The sequence below is a fragment of the Streptomyces sp. NBC_00582 genome (assembly GCF_036345155.1).
In the GTDB taxonomy this organism is placed as follows: domain Bacteria; phylum Actinomycetota; class Actinomycetes; order Streptomycetales; family Streptomycetaceae; genus Streptomyces.
Window position 1 is genome coordinate 250,638 of the sequence record NZ_CP107773.1, and the last position, 15,096, is coordinate 265,733.

Here is a 15,096-nt window from a genome sequence, read left to right on the forward strand (position 1 = left end):
GCGTGCCGAAGCGCGGCACCGGCAACCGGGAACAAACCGGTCAGGGTGCCGTGCGGGTCGCTCTAAATCCGAAGAAGTTGCAGTTCAGACAGGTCCGGGGGCGCCCGGCCGGTCTCCGCCGAGGCCACAGCCGGCATGAGCGAGGCAAGGGTGGGGGACCCGTCCGGCAAGGCGCCGGCCAACGCGGGCGGCGCATAGGCGGAACCGATACCGGCCGCTGCGCAGGACCCGTCCGCGTGCTCAAGGTGATCCGGCCCGCCGTCCGTGTGTGAGCATCCCGCACTCGCGTGGGAAGCATCGGCGGACACGGCCATCACCATGTCGTGGTCCGCCTCCGCGCGTGGTGACGGCGCTCCGCCGGGGCCGAGAGCATGCATGCCCAGCAGGCCGGTGAGCACCGCCATCACCAGCAGCGCGAACAGCCGCCCCGCAGGGCGGCGGCTCGACAGCTGCACGGAGGACGTCATGCGCCCATCGTACGGTCCGGCCCCCGCCCCGGCCTTCCCCCCACCCCCAGGGTCAGCCGGTCGGTGGACACGCGTCGTCCACCGCGCAGAAGACCTTGGAGTCAAGGTGGTGGGCGGGTCCCCGGCGCCGTCGGCGGCACCGGCCCCGGCGGCCGGCCCTGTGCCGGGGCCCGTGCGGGTCAGGCGGTCGCGGGGTGTGGCCGGGGTGTGGTGAGGCGGCCGGAGCGGGCCAGCAGCAGGACCGCGCTCGCGCAGACGCCTCCGGTCAGGGCCAGTGCGGTCCACACCAGCCACAGGGCCTGGTGGCGTTGGGCGTAGTCCCACAGGGCGCCGGTGGCGAGGTTGCCCAGGGTGATTCCGAGACCCGAGACGGTGTTGTAGAGGCCGTAGTGGGTGGCAACGAGCCGGTCGCCGGACAGCGAGACGACGGTGTCCATCTCGAAGGGGTAGACGATCGCGCTGCCGGCGGCCAGGGCGACGACCGCGGCGGCCAGCGCTGCCAGTGCCACCGCCCCGGGCGCGGGTGTGCCCCGCGCGGCGACCAGGGCGAGGGGGAGGAAGGCCGCGCCCATCAGTGAGAGGCCGCGGACCAGGGCGTCCTGGCAGTTCCAGCGGGTCTTCGCCCAGGCGGTCAGCCGCAACTGGCCGGCGACGGCCACCGCGGCGGAGAGCACGAACAGCAGGGTGGTGGCCTGCGTCCCCGCCGCGCCGAGCGTGGCCCCGGCGGCGAGCGGAAGCGCGAGGTAGACCTGGAAGGTCAGCACGTAGGAGCCGATCATCGCGCAGGAGAACAGCAGGAACGGCCGGTTGGCCGCCACCGTCCGCCACTGCGCCAGCACTCCGCTCTCCCGCCCGCCGGCGGCGGCGCCGCGGGCAGGCAGGCAGCGGCTCTGGAGCACGGTCAGGGCGGCGAAGATGCCCGCCGCGACCAGGCACACCGCGCGGAAGTCGGCGGCCAGCAGCGCCAGGCCGACCAGCGGGCCGGCCAGCATCCCGGCCTGGTAGTAGACGTTGAACGTCGCGAACGCCTCCACCCGCCGCTCACCGGCCCCGGCGGCGAGATAGGCGCGCACCGCCGGGTTGAACAGGGCGCCGGCGAACCCGGTGGCCGCCGAGGCGACGATCAGGACCGCAAGGCTGTCCACCACGCCCAGCAGGGCGAACCCGGCCGTACGCAGCAGACACCCCGCCATGATCGGGATCTTGTAGCCGTAGCGGTCGGCGATCGTACCGCCAATCAGGAACATGCCCTGCTGGGAGAAGTTGCGCACGCCCAGCACCAGGCCCACCGCCCAGGCGGCCAGGCCGAGCTCGCCGGCCAGATGGGCGGCGAGGTAGGGCATGAGCATGTAGAAGGCGAGGTTGATGGCGAACTGGTTGGCCATCAACAGCCGCACCGCGGGCGGGAAGCTCAGCGTGGACGTCCACAGGGCTTTCACCGGGCCGCTCCCGCCAGCAGTGCCGCATCCGCACCGCCCGGCCGGGCGGCGGGCGCCGGGTCCACGACGGTTTCGCACTTCGTCCACCGGGTCACTGTCCGCTCGGCGGGATGGCAGATGATCTCCGGAGCATCGGCCGGTTCGCTGCCCAGCAGTTGGCGCTCCCGGCACCAGGTGTCGTCGAAGACGGTGCCGGCGTAGCGGTGCGGGCCGTCGGGGAAGACGGCGGCAATCCTCGCCTCGGCCGGGAGGGTCGCGGTCAGGTGGCGGGCGACCAGGGCGACCGCGCCGACGCTCCACCCACCGGTGGCGTACCGGGAACGGGCCAGCGCCCGGGCGGACCACACGGCTTCACCGGCGGCCACCCAGTGGACCTCGTCGAACAGGGCGTAGTCGACGTTGCGGGGGTAGATGCTGCTGCCCAGCCCGCGCATCAGCCGAGGGGCGGCCTCCTGCCCGAAGATGGTCGAGCCCGTCGTGTCGACGCCCACCACTTTCAGGGCAGGGAAGAAGCCGCGCAGCACCGAGGCGACCCCGGCCGAGTGCCCGCCGGTGCCGACGCTCACCACCAGGGCGTCGATCCGCCCGAGCTGGGCGACCAGTTCGTGGGCCAGGCCCGCGTAGGCGGCCACGTTGTCGGGGTTGTGGTACTGGTCCGGGCACCAGGCGTCCGGATACACCGACAGCAGTTCGGCGACGCGGTCACGGCGGGCCTGCTGCCAGCCCCCCACCGGATGCGGTGCACCGACAGTCTGCACGTCCGCGCCGTAGGCGGTGAGCAGACCCGACACCAGCGGTTCCATCCCGGGGTCGGTGACCACGGTGACCGGGTGGCCGAAGACGATCCCGGCCAGTGCCAGTCCCAGGCCCAGCGTGCCGGAGGTCGACTCCACGATCCTTGCTCCGGGCAGCAGGTCGCCGCGTTCACGGGCGCGTTCGACCATGAACAGCGCGGTACGGTCCTTGATCCCACCGGGGTTGTGGCCTTCGAGCTTGGCCCAGAAGCCGCGTCCGGGCGCGGCGAAGGGCTCCCCGACCCACAGAACCGGGGTGTCGCCCACCAGAGCGGCCGGGCTGTGGGCCCGCAGGGAGGGAGCCGCGGTCAGCAGCTGGGCGGGGGCAGGGGGCATGACAGAGGTGTTCATCGCACGGGTCTCCAGCCGGCCGCCGCAGCGCCACGTCACAGGCGCCGACGGCCGGGGGGTTTTGGGGAAGCATCAGGAGCGACGGCGCCGCTGTCCGCGTGACAGACGCGGCAGCAGGCAAGGCCGCTCAGGCCCGCCAGATTCCCAGCGCGGCCCGCTGACGTCCGTGATCCGCCCGGGTGCCGCCCGGGCTCCTCGCCCGGTGCTCCCGCGCCCTGTGCAACTGCCCGGTAGTGCAGTCGGGCGCAACGAGCGCCCGGCAGGCAACAAAGGTCGGCAGATCCGCCCGAGAGCCGACCACAGCGGGCTCGTCCACCCCTGTGCAGCCCGCCCCCGCGCCGTGATCACACAGAACGTCCGCCACCGGCGCCGCGGGATGGCCGTGCGCCGGAGCAGTCACAACGGCCAAAGTGTCGGTCCGCGGGGCTCCAGCGGCCTGCGGACCGTGTGCGCAGCCAAGCACGTGCAGCAGCCCGGCCAGCACCATGACCAGCACCAGCCGCCACGGTCCGGGCCGGCTCATCCACCTATCCACAGACACCGACACGGCACACACAGTATTGGATTGGTTACATAAAGTGCTTGTTAGGTGGGCGGTCCCGCAGTCCGCCTCTCACACATGGCCAGTGGCGAGAGTTCTGCCAAGCCCCCCGGGTCGATCACATATCCGCAGGTCGCCGTTCGCAGGACCCCTCTCGAAGGGGTGTTGTGCAAGACAGTTCTGACACGCTGCGCCAGTGGAACTGACTCCCAATCACGCCGAAACGCGTCGAGCACCTACCTGTACGCAGTACTTCTCCTCGGTCAGGTCCTCAACGCGACCCTCGGCTGGCCCTGGGCCGACCCCGCCGCTCTCTTTCACCGCAGCAGCCATTGCGGTGAACGAGAGCGGCGAGGCAGGGCAATGCATGAGCTGCCGCGCGGCTCCCGCTCGCGGCGCTACCACCGCGAGCGGGCCCGGAGGATCCCTGCGGCTGCCGCCCGGGGCGTGGCTGCCGCAGCTGGCAACCCCGCCTGGACCGGCCGGCCGCTGCAGCTTCACACGGGCGGCGGGCCGCTCAGAGCAGCCCGGCGATGTGACGGACCGCGTCCCGGGCCGGGCGCCCCACACCGATCAGGGTGGCAGAGGCCGCACCGGTCCAGTCGCCGTAGCCGAGCAGATGCAGCCGCGGCTCGCCAACAGCACATGTGCCGTCGGTGGGGATGTGTCCCCGCGGCCCGCGCAAGTTGAGCGGGGCGAGCTGGGACAGAGCCGGGCGGAAGCCGGTGCACCAGACGATCGCATGCGCATCGCTCTGGCTGCCATCGGGCCACCGGACACCGGTAGCGGTGAACTGGGCGAACATCGGCTTGGCGGTCAGTAGTCCGGCGTCCCGGGCCGCGCGGACAGGCGGCACGGCCACGATGTCGCCCAGTGAGGCCACCCCACCGGTGTCGGTGCGGCCGGCTTCGAGCGCACGGCGGCGGGCGGTGGCGACATCGAACAGGGCCCGGCCGTCGATGTCGTCGGCCAGGAAGCGCGGTGGGCGCTGGGTCACCCACGTGACGTGGACGTTGCCGTCCAGAGCGAGGTCAGCGGCGATCTGCGCGCCGGAGTTCCCGCCGCCGACCACGATCACGTGCTGGCCGGCGAAGTCGGCCGGAGAGCGGTAGCTCACCGTGTGCAGCTGCCGTCCGGTGAAAACGTCGCGGCCGGGGACGGCGGGAAGGAAGGGGCGCGTCCAGGTGCCGGTGGCACTGATGGCCGCGCGGGCCCGCCACGTGCCCGAGTCGGCCTCGACCAAGAGCCTCTCGCCGTCGCGGCGCACGGCGTCCACGCGGGTGCCGTGCTGGACGGGCAGGTCGTAGCGCTTCTCGTAGTCGGTGAGGTAGTCGACGACGTGCCCTGCGTCCGGGTACGTCTCGCCGGGCTGAGCGGGCATGAGCCGGCCCGGCAACGAGGAGTGATCCGCCGGGGAGAACAGGTGGAGCGAGTCCCACATGTGCTGCCAGGACCCACCCGGCGCCGGATCGGCGTCCAGAATCACGAAGTCGAGGCCCCGGCGACGCAGGTGGTAGCCGGCGGCGAGTCCTGCTTGGCCGCCACCGACCACCACCACATCCGTGTGCCGTGTCACGGGGCCGTCGTCACCGCGTCGGGGCCGAACTTCTTGCGCCAGGCGAGCGCGACGTAGACCAGCCCGATCAGCACCGGGACCTCGATGAGCGGTCCGACCACGCCCGAGAGGGCCTGTCCGGAGGTGACGCCGAAGGTGGCGATGGCGACCGCGATGGCCAGCTCGAAGTTGTTGCCTGCCGCCGTGAACGCCAGGGTCGTGGTGCGGTCGTAGGCCAGGCCGAGGCCCTTGCCGAGGAGGAAGGTCCCGAAGAACATGATCGCGAAGTAGACCAGGAGCGGCAGCGCGATCCGGGCGACGTCCAGCGGCTGCGAAGTGATGGTCTTGCCCTGGAGGGCGAAGAGGATGACGATCGTGAACAGCAGTCCGTACAGGGCCCAGGGGCCGATCTTCGGCAGGAACTTTGCCTCGTACTTCTCGCGGCCCATCTTCTGCTCGCCGATGCGGCGGGTGAGGAAGCCGGCCAGCAGGGGGATGCCGAGGAAGATGACGACGTTCAGCGCGATGTGCCACACGGACACGTCCAGGCCCTGGCCGTCACCGAGGTTCATCCAGCGCGGCAGCAGGTCGAGGTAGAACCAGCCCAGCAGGCCGAACGCGAGGACCTGGAACACCGAGTTCAGTGCGACCAGGACGGCGGCGGCCTCCCGGTCGCCGCAGGCGAGGTCGTTCCAGATGATGACCATGGCGATGCAGCGGGCGAGACCGACGATGATCAGGCCGGTGCGGTACTCGGGCAGGTCCGGCAGGAAGATCCACGCCAGCGCGAACATGACGGCGGGCCCGATGATCCAGTTGATGACCAGCGAGGACACCATCAGCTTCTTGTCGCCGGTCACGCGGTCGAGTCGGTCGTAGCGGACCTTGGCGAGCACCGGGTACATCATCACCAGCAGGCCGAGCGCGATCGGCAGGGAGATACCGCCGATCTCGATCTTGGCGAGCGCGTCGTTCATGCCCGGGATGAGGCGGCCCAGGCCCAGGCCGACGGCCATGGCGAGCAGGATCCACACCGCGAGGTAGCGGTCGAGGGTGGAGAGCTTCTTGACGATCGAGTCGTCCCCACCGCCGGCCGGAGCGGGGGCGGTGGTGGGCTCTGTGGAGGTCACGGGCAGGCCCTCTTGTTCTCGGAAGCGGTGCGGGCGGAGTCGGCCAGCGCGGCGAACTGCTCGGACAGTCCGGCCAGGACCTCGGGCTTGAGCTTGTAGTAGGTGAAGCGGCCGCACGGCTCGGTCTCCACGATCCCGGCCTCGCGCAGCACCTTCATGTGGTTGGACAGGTTGGTCTGCTTGGCTCCGGTCTCCTCGACCAGGTGCGTCGTGCAGAGCGTCTCGCGCGCCAGCAGGGTCACGATCTGAAGGCGGAGCGGATCGCCCAGCACCCGGATCACATCAGGATCGACTGAAGTCAGCATGCACTGATACTCTCACATCACCGCCCGCTGATACCAGCGGGGGCTGAAGTCATTGGCGGCCGGGTTCCGCCATGCGACGAGAGAGAACGATCACCATGGCCGACAAGCCGTCCGTCCTGTTCGTCTGCGTCCACAACGCCGGCCGCTCCCAGATGGCCGCAGCCTGGCTGACCCGCCTGGCCGGAGACCGCGTCGAGGTCCGCTCCGCCGGCTCCAACCCCGGCACGGCCGTGAACCCGGCCGCCGTGGAGGCCATGGCCGAGGTTGGCATCGACATCTCCGCCGAGACCCCCAAGGTCCTCACCATCGACGCGGTCCGCGAGTCCGATGTCTGCATCACGATGGGCTGCGGCGACACCTGCCCCGTCTTCCCCGGCAAGCGCTACCTGGACTGGAAGCTCGAGGACCCCGCCGGCCAGGGCGTGGCCGCCGTCCGCCCGATCCGCGACGAGATCAAGACCCTCGTCGAGGGCCTGATCGCCGAGATCGCCCCGGCCAAGCCGGAGGCGACGGCGTGAGCGAGATACGCGAGGTCGCCATCATCGGCTCCGGCCCCGCCGGATACACCGCCGCCCTCTACACCGCCCGCGCCCAGCTGAGGCCCCTGCTGTTCGGCAGCTCCATCTTCGTCGGCGGCTCGCTGACGACCACGACAGAGGTCGAGAACTTCCCCGGCTTCCCCGACGGCGTCGACGGCCCGGTCCTGATGGAGAACATGCGAGCCCAGGCCGAAAGGTTCGGCGCCGAGATGATCGACGACGACATCGTGTCCGTTGACCTGACCGGCGACGTCAAGCTCCTCACCGACTCCGCCGGCACCGTCCACCGCGCCAGGACGGTGATCATCGCGACCGGCTCCGGCTACCGCAAACTCGGCCTGCCCAAGGAGGACGAGCTGTCCGGCCGGGGCGTCTCGTGGTGCGCGACCTGCGACGGGTTCTTCTTCAAGGGCCGAGACATCGTCGTGGTCGGCGGCGGCGACACCGCCATGGAGGAAGCCACCTTCCTCACCCGCTTCGCGAAGTCGGTCACCGTCGTCCACCGCCGCTCCACCCTGCGCGCCTCGAAGGTCATGCAGGACCGGGCGTTCGCCGACGACAAGATCTCCTTCGCGTTCGACAGCGAGATCGCCGAGATCAAGGAGACAGGCGGCATGCTCGCCGGCGTCGTCCTGCGTGACGTCTTCACCGGCGCCACCCGCGGTCTGGACGTGACGGGGCTGTTCATCGCCATCGGGCACGACCCGCGCACCGAACTCTTCGCCGACCAACTGACGCTGGACGGCGAGGGCTACATCGAGGTCGTCTCCCCGACGACCCGCACCAGCCTTCCCGGCGTGTTCGCGGCCGGCGACGTCGTCGACCACACCTACCGCCAGGCCATCACCGCCGCCGGCACCGGTGCCGCCGCAGCCCTGGACGCCGAGCGCTACCTCGCCGCCCGTGGCGCTGCTGAAACCGTGCCCGAAGCCGCTGCCGTACCGGCCTGAACGGCACTCGCAGGCGGGGCCGCCCGGGAAGCTCCGGGCGGCCCCGACGCGGTCGTTCTCACCGGTCGTCACCGGGGAAGCTGGGAGGTCTTCTCCGGGTGGGCGACGGTGACGTAGTGCATGGCGGTCTTCTCCGTGATGCCGAACAGGCGCATGAGCTTCAGAGGGTCGCCGGTCTCGAACGCCTCGTTGAGGATCCGGTCCTGTCGCAGGCCGTCCAGCGTGAACCCCTTGGGCAAGTGCCTGTGGAGCATGGTCATGCTCACCGGGGGGTGGTCGGGGTCGAGCGCGGTGCGCTGGCTGACGAGCAGGTGGGGGTTGGTCGAGGCGGGCCAGCGGTGGTGGCGGTAGGTCAGCCACTCGGCGGCGAGGGTGTGGGTGAACTCCTCGGTGTAGAGGGTGTGGCGCAGCAGGCCGCGGCGGGCTTCGAGGGTGCCGTGGGCGAGATTGAGGTCGCAGGTCAGCAGGGTGGGGATCTCGTGGCCGGGCAGGGCGTGAACGGCGGTCAGGGCGATGACAAGCCGGCCGAGCGGGGTCGTGGCGCGGTCGAGGAGTCCAGCGAGGAGGTCGGCGGGCACGGACTTTGGGATGCCCTTGAGGTCGCCGACGGGGAGGTTGCGGGTGGGGTCGCGGAAGACGACGCGTTCCTGGCGCAGGGCCTTGAACAGGCTGCGCAGGCTGATGGCGAGTTGTCGGCGGGCGCTCCCGGTGAGGCCGTCGATGGCGGTGGTGGCGTGGTCGCTGGTGATCTGCCGCAAAGTGGTGATGCCGCTGCTGGTCCAGGCGGTGAGGGTCGGCTCGAGGGCGAAGAGGTAGCGGCGGATGCCGTCGTAGCCGCGGGCCTCGTGCTCGCGCCGGCCTTGGCCGCGCAGGACCTGTACCCACAGCCGGACCTCGTCGGCGACGGTCGGGGGCAGCGTGCTGATGGTGGCTTCGATCCAGACCTGGTCCGCGTCCCGGTGTAGTTCGGGGTCTTCGGCCAGCAGGCCGCGGGCGGCGAGGAACTGGCAGACCCGCTTGGCCCCGAGGTTGGGGTCGAGCAGGGCGAGGTCGTGGACGTCCCGCTCCTGGAAGACCGTCTCGGCGCCGAGCCGGTACACCAGGATCGTCAGGGTGCGGATGTCCTTGCGGTACGCGGGGTCCTGCCGGCCGCGGCGCAGCCGGTCCAGTTCCTCAGTCAGTGCACGGGCCGCGGTGGTCAGCGGCAGGTTCCTGTAGCTGCGGCGGCGCAGGCGGGCCATGACCGGCGACCAGTCGCGCCGCATTCCGAAGAGCGGCTCCTGCCCGCGGGCGGCATGGAGGGCGGACACTGCCTCGTCCTCGTCTTCCGCCGGCGCGGGTTCGTCGGCCGGGATCAACTGGGCCTGACCGGGAGCCCCGTGCGGAAGGTCGATGACCAGCTGGGTGGCGCGCACTGTGGCAGGGCCTGAGTCGTCCAGGTGCTGGTAGAGGCGGCAGGTGCGGCATCGACTGCCACGCAGCGGCAGCTCGTCCCTCAGGCACCGCACGCACCGGCCCGCAGGGCGGAGCTCGCGCCAGTGACGGCACGGATTGCAGCGGGAGCCTCGTTTTCCGCTGGCCATCCAGGCATCGCAGTCGCGGCATGACCGCGCCACGGACGGCGGCAGGGGCGCCGGGGCGGTGATGTAGGTCGTGGTGGGCTGGTTGGTGGTGGAGAACCGCATCGGCTCCGGCGCCTGGTCGAGCAACCCGGCCCGCAGCAGGACCAGGCGCACCGCGTCCCCGTTGGACGGCAGGTCCCGAAGCATCGGCTCGGGTAGCCGTGCGGCGCCCTCGGCCTCTCGTACGGCCAGCGCGAGGCGGACCATCTCTGCGATTGCGCGCTGCCAGCCCACGGACAGGCCGTGCTCGGCCGCCATCACCTCGATCACTAGGCGGCATTCCTCCCACCCGGCGACCGGTCGGCCGACGATCGCGCTGACCGTGGCGTCGGTCAGCACTCTGGGCACTGTGAACAGGGCAAGCTGGCCGCACACCTGCGCCTGAAGCACCGGTGGCCCGGCCGGGGCGGCGCGCTGCTTCCGTAGCTTGATCCACCACTGCTGCCCCACCTTGAGCCCGTTCTTCGCGGGCCGGCGCAGTGGCCGGGCGTCCGCCGACCGGTCGCCGTACATCCCGCCGACGATCAGCTGGACCGGCCGCGGCCGCGCCTCCGGCAGACCCAGGGCCCATTCGGCGTCGTCCTCGGTCCGGATCGCCATGAGGCACGGCTTGCACAGCCCGTCCGTGTTCAGGTGCGCCTCGTGCCGGCACCGCGGGCACACCCCGCGCTCGGGGTACTTCCCCGCCCAGGGCCGGCAACCGGCGCACACCCGATACCAGTGCACCACCAGCCAGCCCAGGCACACCGGACAGCTCCGCGCCAGCCCTTGACCACGATCCTTCGTCACCGCGGGCCCCTCAATTCGGCGGGAGCGAGCGCGGCCCGGCGCCACGGCGGCTGCGCGGCACAGGCCGGACCGGGCCCGCGGTCGGCCCTTCCTCGGCGCCGACCGCCCGTTGGCCGGACTCCGGCACCCCCTGGGCATCGGCGAGCGGCTCGGCCTGGAGCAGGTCGGCGACCGTGCAGTTCAGCGCGGCGCACATCTTGTCCAGGTCCTCCAGGCGCACGGTGACCGGCGTGCCGCCCCACAGGGCCGCGACCTTGCTCAATGAGGGGTTGAACCCCACCTGCTGGAAGGCGGCCAGCACCTCGGTCGGCCGCCACAGGTCCCGTTGGGCGGCCACCATCCGAAGGTTCCACTTCACCGTAGGTTCCCCTTGTCCATCACCAGTCGTTGGGCCGCCCGGGAGCTCGCGGTCAGGTTCGCGTGCTCAGGGTCGGAGTGAGCGGTCGCCATGTACCGAAGTGTCGTAGTTGCCCAGTCATGTCCGAGGACTTTCTGCACTTCCCACAACGTCATCCCGCGCTCGTAGTTGTGGGTCGCGCAGGCGTGACGCAGCAGGTGCGGGAAAAGATCGGTGACTGGCCCATTCAGGTAGGTCGCGGCCGCCGTATGCAACGCCTTGCGGAACGTGGACGGCACGATCGCCGGCGCGATCGGCAGGTTCAATGAGGCGATCGCGGTCGGCTTGCGCTCCGAGGGCCACAGCGGTGCCCGCGGGTGCTCGACGTCGTCGCCGAACTCGCCCCGGATCTCCTCGATGTACCACCACAAGAGGGCGCGGCCCTCCTGGAACATGTAGGCCTCACGCGGCCTCGGCCCCGAACCGTGAGCGCCCTTGCCCAGCACGACGAAGCGGCCCCACTGGCCGTGCTCCCAGTGCAGATCGCCCATGCACACCCCGCACAACTCTGCGGCCCGGACGCCGGAGAGGTAAGCGACCTTGGTCATCACGTAGTCGCGGCACGCGACCAGGTACTTCCGCGCGTTGGGCAGGTCCTCGCGCCACCGGCCCAGGAAGTCCCGCATCGCCGTCTGCGACGGCGGGATCCGGAGGCCGAAGTCTCCGCGATGACGCGGCCGGTTGAACGGGTCGATCGGCGACTCCACGGCCGCCCCGAAGCGCCGCATGATGTCGCCGGCGTATCGCTGCTCGAGGAACGCGAAGTAGGCGTCGATCTTGTTGATCTTCCCGCGCAATGTCGATGGCGCCCGCTTGCCCGGTCCGGCGAAGTAGCGGTCCACCTCACGCGGGGAGAGCTGCCACGGCACGGTGCCGTAGTACTCGCAGACTTCCACCACGGGCTTGAGCAGGCCGTCGAGCGTCGTTGGCGCCAGGCCGGCAGCGTCCCGGGCCCACTGGTACTCCGAGAGCGTGTCGAGGAAGAAGCTCTCCTCGTCGACGGCGGAGATGCGGGCCTGGCGGCGGCGCTGCAGGGTGACGACGTCCGCCAACCCCGATTCCACCGACACCGCCGCCGGGTCCACCACCGCGCTGGCATCGGCGCCTGGGCGCACCAGCGTCAGCACGCGACTTTCGGAATCTGACACGAACCGTGAAATTACAGGGACTACGCGCAGAATCTGCGAGTTACTGCTGAGATCCCACACCAACGAGTGAACGCCACCAGAGGAGCGTTCTGCCTGCTGAAATGCAGCTTCACTGGGTCAGGCAGCGGCAGACGAACCCGCCCGTACTCCACTAGTCAACGTGGTCCCGTCCGGGAGGACGGTGAGCGTGCGCGCGGTGCCTCTTCCCGTGTACACGGCGGACAACGACTGATACACGATGCCCAAATGACCCCGCGTTTGGATGATTTTTCCGTTTTCGGTCAGGCGCCAGCGAGGAACCGGATCACTGAACATTACGGCGCCCTTCAACCCGTCGGCGGCAACACGACGCAACGCGGCGGCGGTGAAGAAGCTCTCCCCGTTGCTGGGGACGGCCTCCGTCAGGACCAGGCGGGCGATCTCGGCGCTCTCGCGCAGCGGGACCAGGTGCGGGAAGGGGTTGGTGAGCACGCGCATGTTCATGGGGACGGCGAGCACCAGGACGCCGACCAGCGGTGAGCCGTCGACGGCGATGTCGTCGTCGCGGAGCTCGGCTTCCCGGTCCAGGAGGCCAAGACGGTGCAAAACGGCAGGCCATCCGGACAGGTAATGATGTCGTTGGACGAACGCCTTCGCGTCCGCCTCATCGATCTCGGTCACCTCGTACCGGTCGGCACGGAACCCGCCCTCGGAGACATGTCGCCATGTGGGCGTGCCGTACCGCCAGCGTTGGGTGAAGCCGCGGGAGTCGCCCGTCTGCATGGCGCTCCGGTCGGCCGCGGTCGGCATGATGGGGCCCGTCATCGCTGCCGCCGCTGGTCGTCGGCGATGTGGTCGAGCAGGTCCCGCCGCCACCACAGCGCGTGCCGCATGCAGTTGTTCTCGTGCTGGTGGGTGTCGCTGCACCCCGGCTCGTGGCGGCCTCCGTAGGACCAGGCGAGGCTGTCGGCCGAGGCCACGTTCTTGTACGCGATCCTCAGGCCCGCCTTCTTGAAGCCGAAGGCGTGGATCCGGATGCCGGCCTGCGCGAGGTCCGCCAGCAGCATCGTCGGAAGGTGCAGGCTCGGACGCCGGCAGATACTGCCCACACCGACCAGGGGTTCTTGGGTGAGGTCCACGCCCGCCTTCTCGTACATGTCGATGCACCGGAAGTAGCTTGGATAGGTCCACCCCTGGATCACGGGAATGATCGGCAGGTCGGGGGCGATCGACCTCAGCTCGACGAAGTTCGCCACGGTCAGCGCGAGATGTTCCTTGAGCGTCTTGCCCGTCTTGCGGAGGACCTCCCATTCGCACATCCAGTCCTGCTGGGCTGCTGCGCGGAGTTGGCCCACCTCGTCGTGGTACCGGCGCACCGCGGCGGCGTAGTCGCGGGCTGACTGGCGCCATCCGCCGTGGAGCGACAGTTCGCTGAATCCGCCGCTGTCGAGGAACCAGCCGTGCCGGGCACGGGGCAGGGACCGCCGGCCTGAGAGACGGGCGTGGGAGACGCACAGCGGGACGTCGGCGGTCTCCAGCCATCCCGGGTGGTGAGCGCCCAAGAAGAAGTCGAAGGGTGGCGCGGTTTCTGGTGCGGTGGTGGTCACGTGCGGTCTTTCGGGAGGATCTGGTCGGTGGGGTCGTGGTCGGGCCACGGCGCGGGCAGCGTGGGATCGCCGTCGCGCTCACGGGCCTTGTCCAGTGAGCCGGCGGCCCGCAGGCGGGGGACATGCGTCTCGGCGGCCTGGTGGCCGCTGGGCCTGCGGCACGGCCGGCCCGCGGGCTCGGCGCAGCTGGGGCATCTGAGGGACAGAGGGCAGGTGTAGCCGTCGGTCAGGCCACCGCACCCGCACGGTGCCCCCAGCGGCGCCCCGGCCCGGTCGGTGAGGACGCCGCTGGTCAGGAGCGCTCGGAATTCGGCCATGAGCGCGGGACGGGGCACGGGCTGGACCCGGGGGGCGGCGGGCTGGTTCACGAGATACGGCCTCGACTGTCGCGGAAGCCTGCGGGCGTGGGCCAGGTGACGGTGATGCCCAGGCTCTTCAGCAGAGGGTTCAGGTCGGGATCGGGGAGTTGGGGCAGGAGGAGGGTCTTGGCGAAAGCGCCGAGGAAGAGGCCGCTCAGGTCGAGGAGCTCGCCGATGGCCTCGTGGATCGCCGGGCGCTCGGCGGTGCCCCGGCCGACGATGAGCCGATGCGTCGTGAGGTCGAGAAGGTCGACGGCGAGAGGATGCGGCTCGCCGGGCAACTCCAGTTGGCAGCGGACCAGTTCGTGCCCGAGACCGGCGAAGCGATCGTGGAAGAGGTGCAGCAGCCGCTCCGCCTCGGTGTCCTGCGGCGCGCCCTTGAAGCCGGGGTGGGGGCGGAAGGGACGGGTGAAGGGAACGGGGACGGACCGCGCGTGCCGCGCGAGCGGCCCGATCCGCGGGTCGCGGGTGACCTTGGGAGAAGCGAGTGGGGCGAGCATGGAAAGCCAATCGGAGCGGTGACGGTGGGCGGGACGCCCGGCCACGCGGAGGCCGGGCGCCCGGTGGGGTCAGCTGTCGGGGAGGATCATGCGCTGGGTACGTACGTCCCAGCGGCACTCGGAGTAGAGCCGGTTGAGGTCGGGCATGGCGTCGGAGGCGTCGGCCGAGCAGCTCTCCCATCCGTTCGGGCCGATCCGGGAGTAGAACCCGTACTCGATGCACTCGGCATCGCCGGGCCACTGGCCCGACCAGGTAGTCCTGCACCGGTCGCCTTCGTGGCCGCAGCCGAAGCGCTGGAGGCCTGTGAAGGCGCACCGTGCGACGGTGCAGTGGTCCATGTGCAAGGACCCGACGGAGACGAGGCAGCGCGGACAGGGCCCGTTGGCGAAGCGGTTTTGTGCGGCGACGACCGTCAGATGCTGGAGGCGGGCGCCGATCCACCCGGCCTTGTGGTCGACCAGAGTCTTGGCCAGGACATGGGACAGGTTCCGCGGCCCGGTGACGACGATGTCGCCCGTCTCGGTGACGGCCAGTTCGACGGTGGTGTAGCTGGTGCCGGTGATCAGGTTGAACGTGTAGGGGCCGCTGGTGAGTTCGGCCCGGCTGGTGGTCACGAGGGGGGG

At 70.7% G+C, this 15,096-nt stretch carries 16 protein-coding genes; 2 read left to right on the top strand and 14 right to left on the bottom strand.

Annotated elements, in window-relative coordinates:
• Positions 1–62: 62 nt before the first annotated feature.
• The 6 genes from OG852_RS50290 to OG852_RS50315 all read right to left on the bottom strand — a co-directional run bounded on the left by OG852_RS50290 (position 63) and on the right by OG852_RS50315 (position 6,582).
• Positions 63–467: a DUF6153 family protein gene (locus OG852_RS50290; RefSeq protein WP_019548554.1), complete on the bottom strand. Its 405-nt coding sequence runs from the start codon at positions 465–467 to the stop codon at positions 63–65.
• Between the two features lie 179 nt (positions 468–646).
• Positions 647–1,906: an MFS transporter gene (locus OG852_RS50295; protein ID WP_019548553.1), complete on the bottom strand. Its 1,260-nt coding sequence runs from the start codon at positions 1,904–1,906 to the stop codon at positions 647–649.
• Positions 1,903–3,051 (bottom strand): PLP-dependent cysteine synthase family protein, encoded by a 1,149-nt coding sequence (locus OG852_RS50300; protein WP_019548552.1) that lies wholly within the window; start codon positions 3,049–3,051, stop codon positions 1,903–1,905. Before OG852_RS50300 ends, OG852_RS50295 begins: the two co-directional genes overlap by 4 nt.
• 1,058 nt (positions 3,052–4,109) lie before the next feature.
• Positions 4,110–5,168 (bottom strand): ArsO family NAD(P)H-dependent flavin-containing monooxygenase, encoded by a 1,059-nt coding sequence (locus OG852_RS50305; protein ID WP_026328688.1) that lies wholly within the window; start codon positions 5,166–5,168, stop codon positions 4,110–4,112.
• Entirely contained in the window at positions 5,165–6,277 is a 1,113-nt protein-coding gene (arsB, locus tag OG852_RS50310; protein WP_019548550.1) for an ACR3 family arsenite efflux transporter, read from the bottom strand. Before arsB ends, OG852_RS50305 begins: the two co-directional genes overlap by 4 nt.
• A complete protein-coding gene (locus tag OG852_RS50315) occupies positions 6,274–6,582 on the bottom strand; it encodes an ArsR/SmtB family transcription factor (protein ID WP_026328687.1) in 309 nt (102 codons plus the stop codon). Before OG852_RS50315 ends, arsB begins: the two co-directional genes overlap by 4 nt.
• A gap of 95 nt (positions 6,583–6,677) precedes the next feature.
• Here OG852_RS50315 and OG852_RS50320 point away from each other — a divergent pair, with 95 nt between their 5' ends.
• Together OG852_RS50320 and trxB are read left to right on the top strand one after the other, a co-directional pair.
• The gene (locus OG852_RS50320) at positions 6,678–7,100 is read left to right on the top strand and encodes an arsenate reductase ArsC (protein ID WP_019548548.1); all 423 of its coding nucleotides are present in this window, start codon (positions 6,678–6,680) and stop codon (positions 7,098–7,100) included.
• Positions 7,097–8,071 carry a thioredoxin-disulfide reductase gene (gene trxB, locus OG852_RS50325; RefSeq protein WP_019548547.1) on the top strand — a complete coding sequence of 325 codons (975 nt, stop codon included), beginning with the start codon at positions 7,097–7,099 and terminating at the stop codon, positions 8,069–8,071. Before OG852_RS50320 ends, trxB begins: the two co-directional genes overlap by 4 nt.
• Positions 8,072–8,139: 68 nt before the next feature.
• Here the strand turns inward: trxB and OG852_RS50330 are convergent, their stop codons facing one another.
• From OG852_RS50330 to OG852_RS50365, 8 genes are all read right to left on the bottom strand, one after another.
• Positions 8,140–10,482, bottom strand: coding sequence for a hypothetical protein (locus OG852_RS50330; RefSeq protein WP_330351844.1), 2,343 nt, complete (start codon positions 10,480–10,482; stop codon positions 8,140–8,142).
• A 10-nt stretch (positions 10,483–10,492) separates the two neighbouring features.
• Positions 10,493–10,840, bottom strand: a complete 348-nt coding sequence (locus tag OG852_RS50335; protein WP_019548546.1) for a helix-turn-helix domain-containing protein — start codon at positions 10,838–10,840, stop codon at positions 10,493–10,495.
• Positions 10,837–12,006, bottom strand: coding sequence for a tyrosine-type recombinase/integrase (locus OG852_RS50340; protein WP_019548545.1), 1,170 nt, complete (start codon positions 12,004–12,006; stop codon positions 10,837–10,839). The genes OG852_RS50335 and OG852_RS50340 overlap by 4 nt, the downstream gene beginning before the upstream one ends.
• Positions 12,007–12,144: 138 nt before the next feature.
• On the bottom strand, positions 12,145–12,831 hold the full coding sequence (locus OG852_RS50345) for a Mom family adenine methylcarbamoylation protein (protein WP_330351845.1): 687 nt from the start codon (positions 12,829–12,831) through the stop codon (positions 12,145–12,147).
• A complete protein-coding gene (locus OG852_RS50350) occupies positions 12,828–13,613 on the bottom strand; it encodes a deazapurine DNA modification protein DpdA family protein (RefSeq protein WP_330351846.1) in 786 nt (261 codons plus the stop codon). Before OG852_RS50350 ends, OG852_RS50345 begins: the two co-directional genes overlap by 4 nt.
• Positions 13,610–13,930, bottom strand: coding sequence for a zinc finger domain-containing protein (locus OG852_RS50355; RefSeq protein WP_330351847.1), 321 nt, complete (start codon positions 13,928–13,930; stop codon positions 13,610–13,612). The genes OG852_RS50350 and OG852_RS50355 overlap by 4 nt, the downstream gene beginning before the upstream one ends.
• Positions 13,931–13,977: 47 nt before the next feature.
• The gene (locus OG852_RS50360; protein WP_330351848.1) at positions 13,978–14,472 is read right to left on the bottom strand and encodes a hypothetical protein; all 495 of its coding nucleotides are present in this window, start codon (positions 14,470–14,472) and stop codon (positions 13,978–13,980) included.
• Positions 14,473–14,541: 69 nt separating this feature from the next.
• Positions 14,542–15,087, bottom strand: coding sequence for a hypothetical protein (locus tag OG852_RS50365; RefSeq protein ID WP_330351849.1), 546 nt, complete (start codon positions 15,085–15,087; stop codon positions 14,542–14,544).
• Positions 15,088–15,096: the final 9 nt, after the last annotated feature.

Excerpts from the sequence above, each read along its gene's own strand:
- OG852_RS50315 (WP_026328687.1), bottom strand. The coding sequence starts at position 6,582 with ATGCTGACTTCAGTCGATCCTGATGTGATCCGGGTGCTGGGCGATCCG.
- OG852_RS50360 (WP_330351848.1), bottom strand. The coding sequence starts at position 14,472 with ATGCTCGCCCCACTCGCTTCTCCCAAGGTCACCCGCGACCCGCGGATC.
- OG852_RS50345 (WP_330351845.1), bottom strand. The coding sequence starts at position 12,831 with ATGACGGGCCCCATCATGCCGACCGCGGCCGACCGGAGCGCCATGCAG.
- OG852_RS50290 (WP_019548554.1), bottom strand. The coding sequence starts at position 467 with ATGACGTCCTCCGTGCAGCTGTCGAGCCGCCGCCCTGCGGGGCGGCTG.
- OG852_RS50300 (WP_019548552.1), bottom strand. The coding sequence starts at position 3,051 with ATGAACACCTCTGTCATGCCCCCTGCCCCCGCCCAGCTGCTGACCGCG.
- OG852_RS50320 (WP_019548548.1), top strand. The coding sequence starts at position 6,678 with ATGGCCGACAAGCCGTCCGTCCTGTTCGTCTGCGTCCACAACGCCGGC.
- OG852_RS50355 (WP_330351847.1), bottom strand. The coding sequence starts at position 13,930 with ATGGCCGAATTCCGAGCGCTCCTGACCAGCGGCGTCCTCACCGACCGG.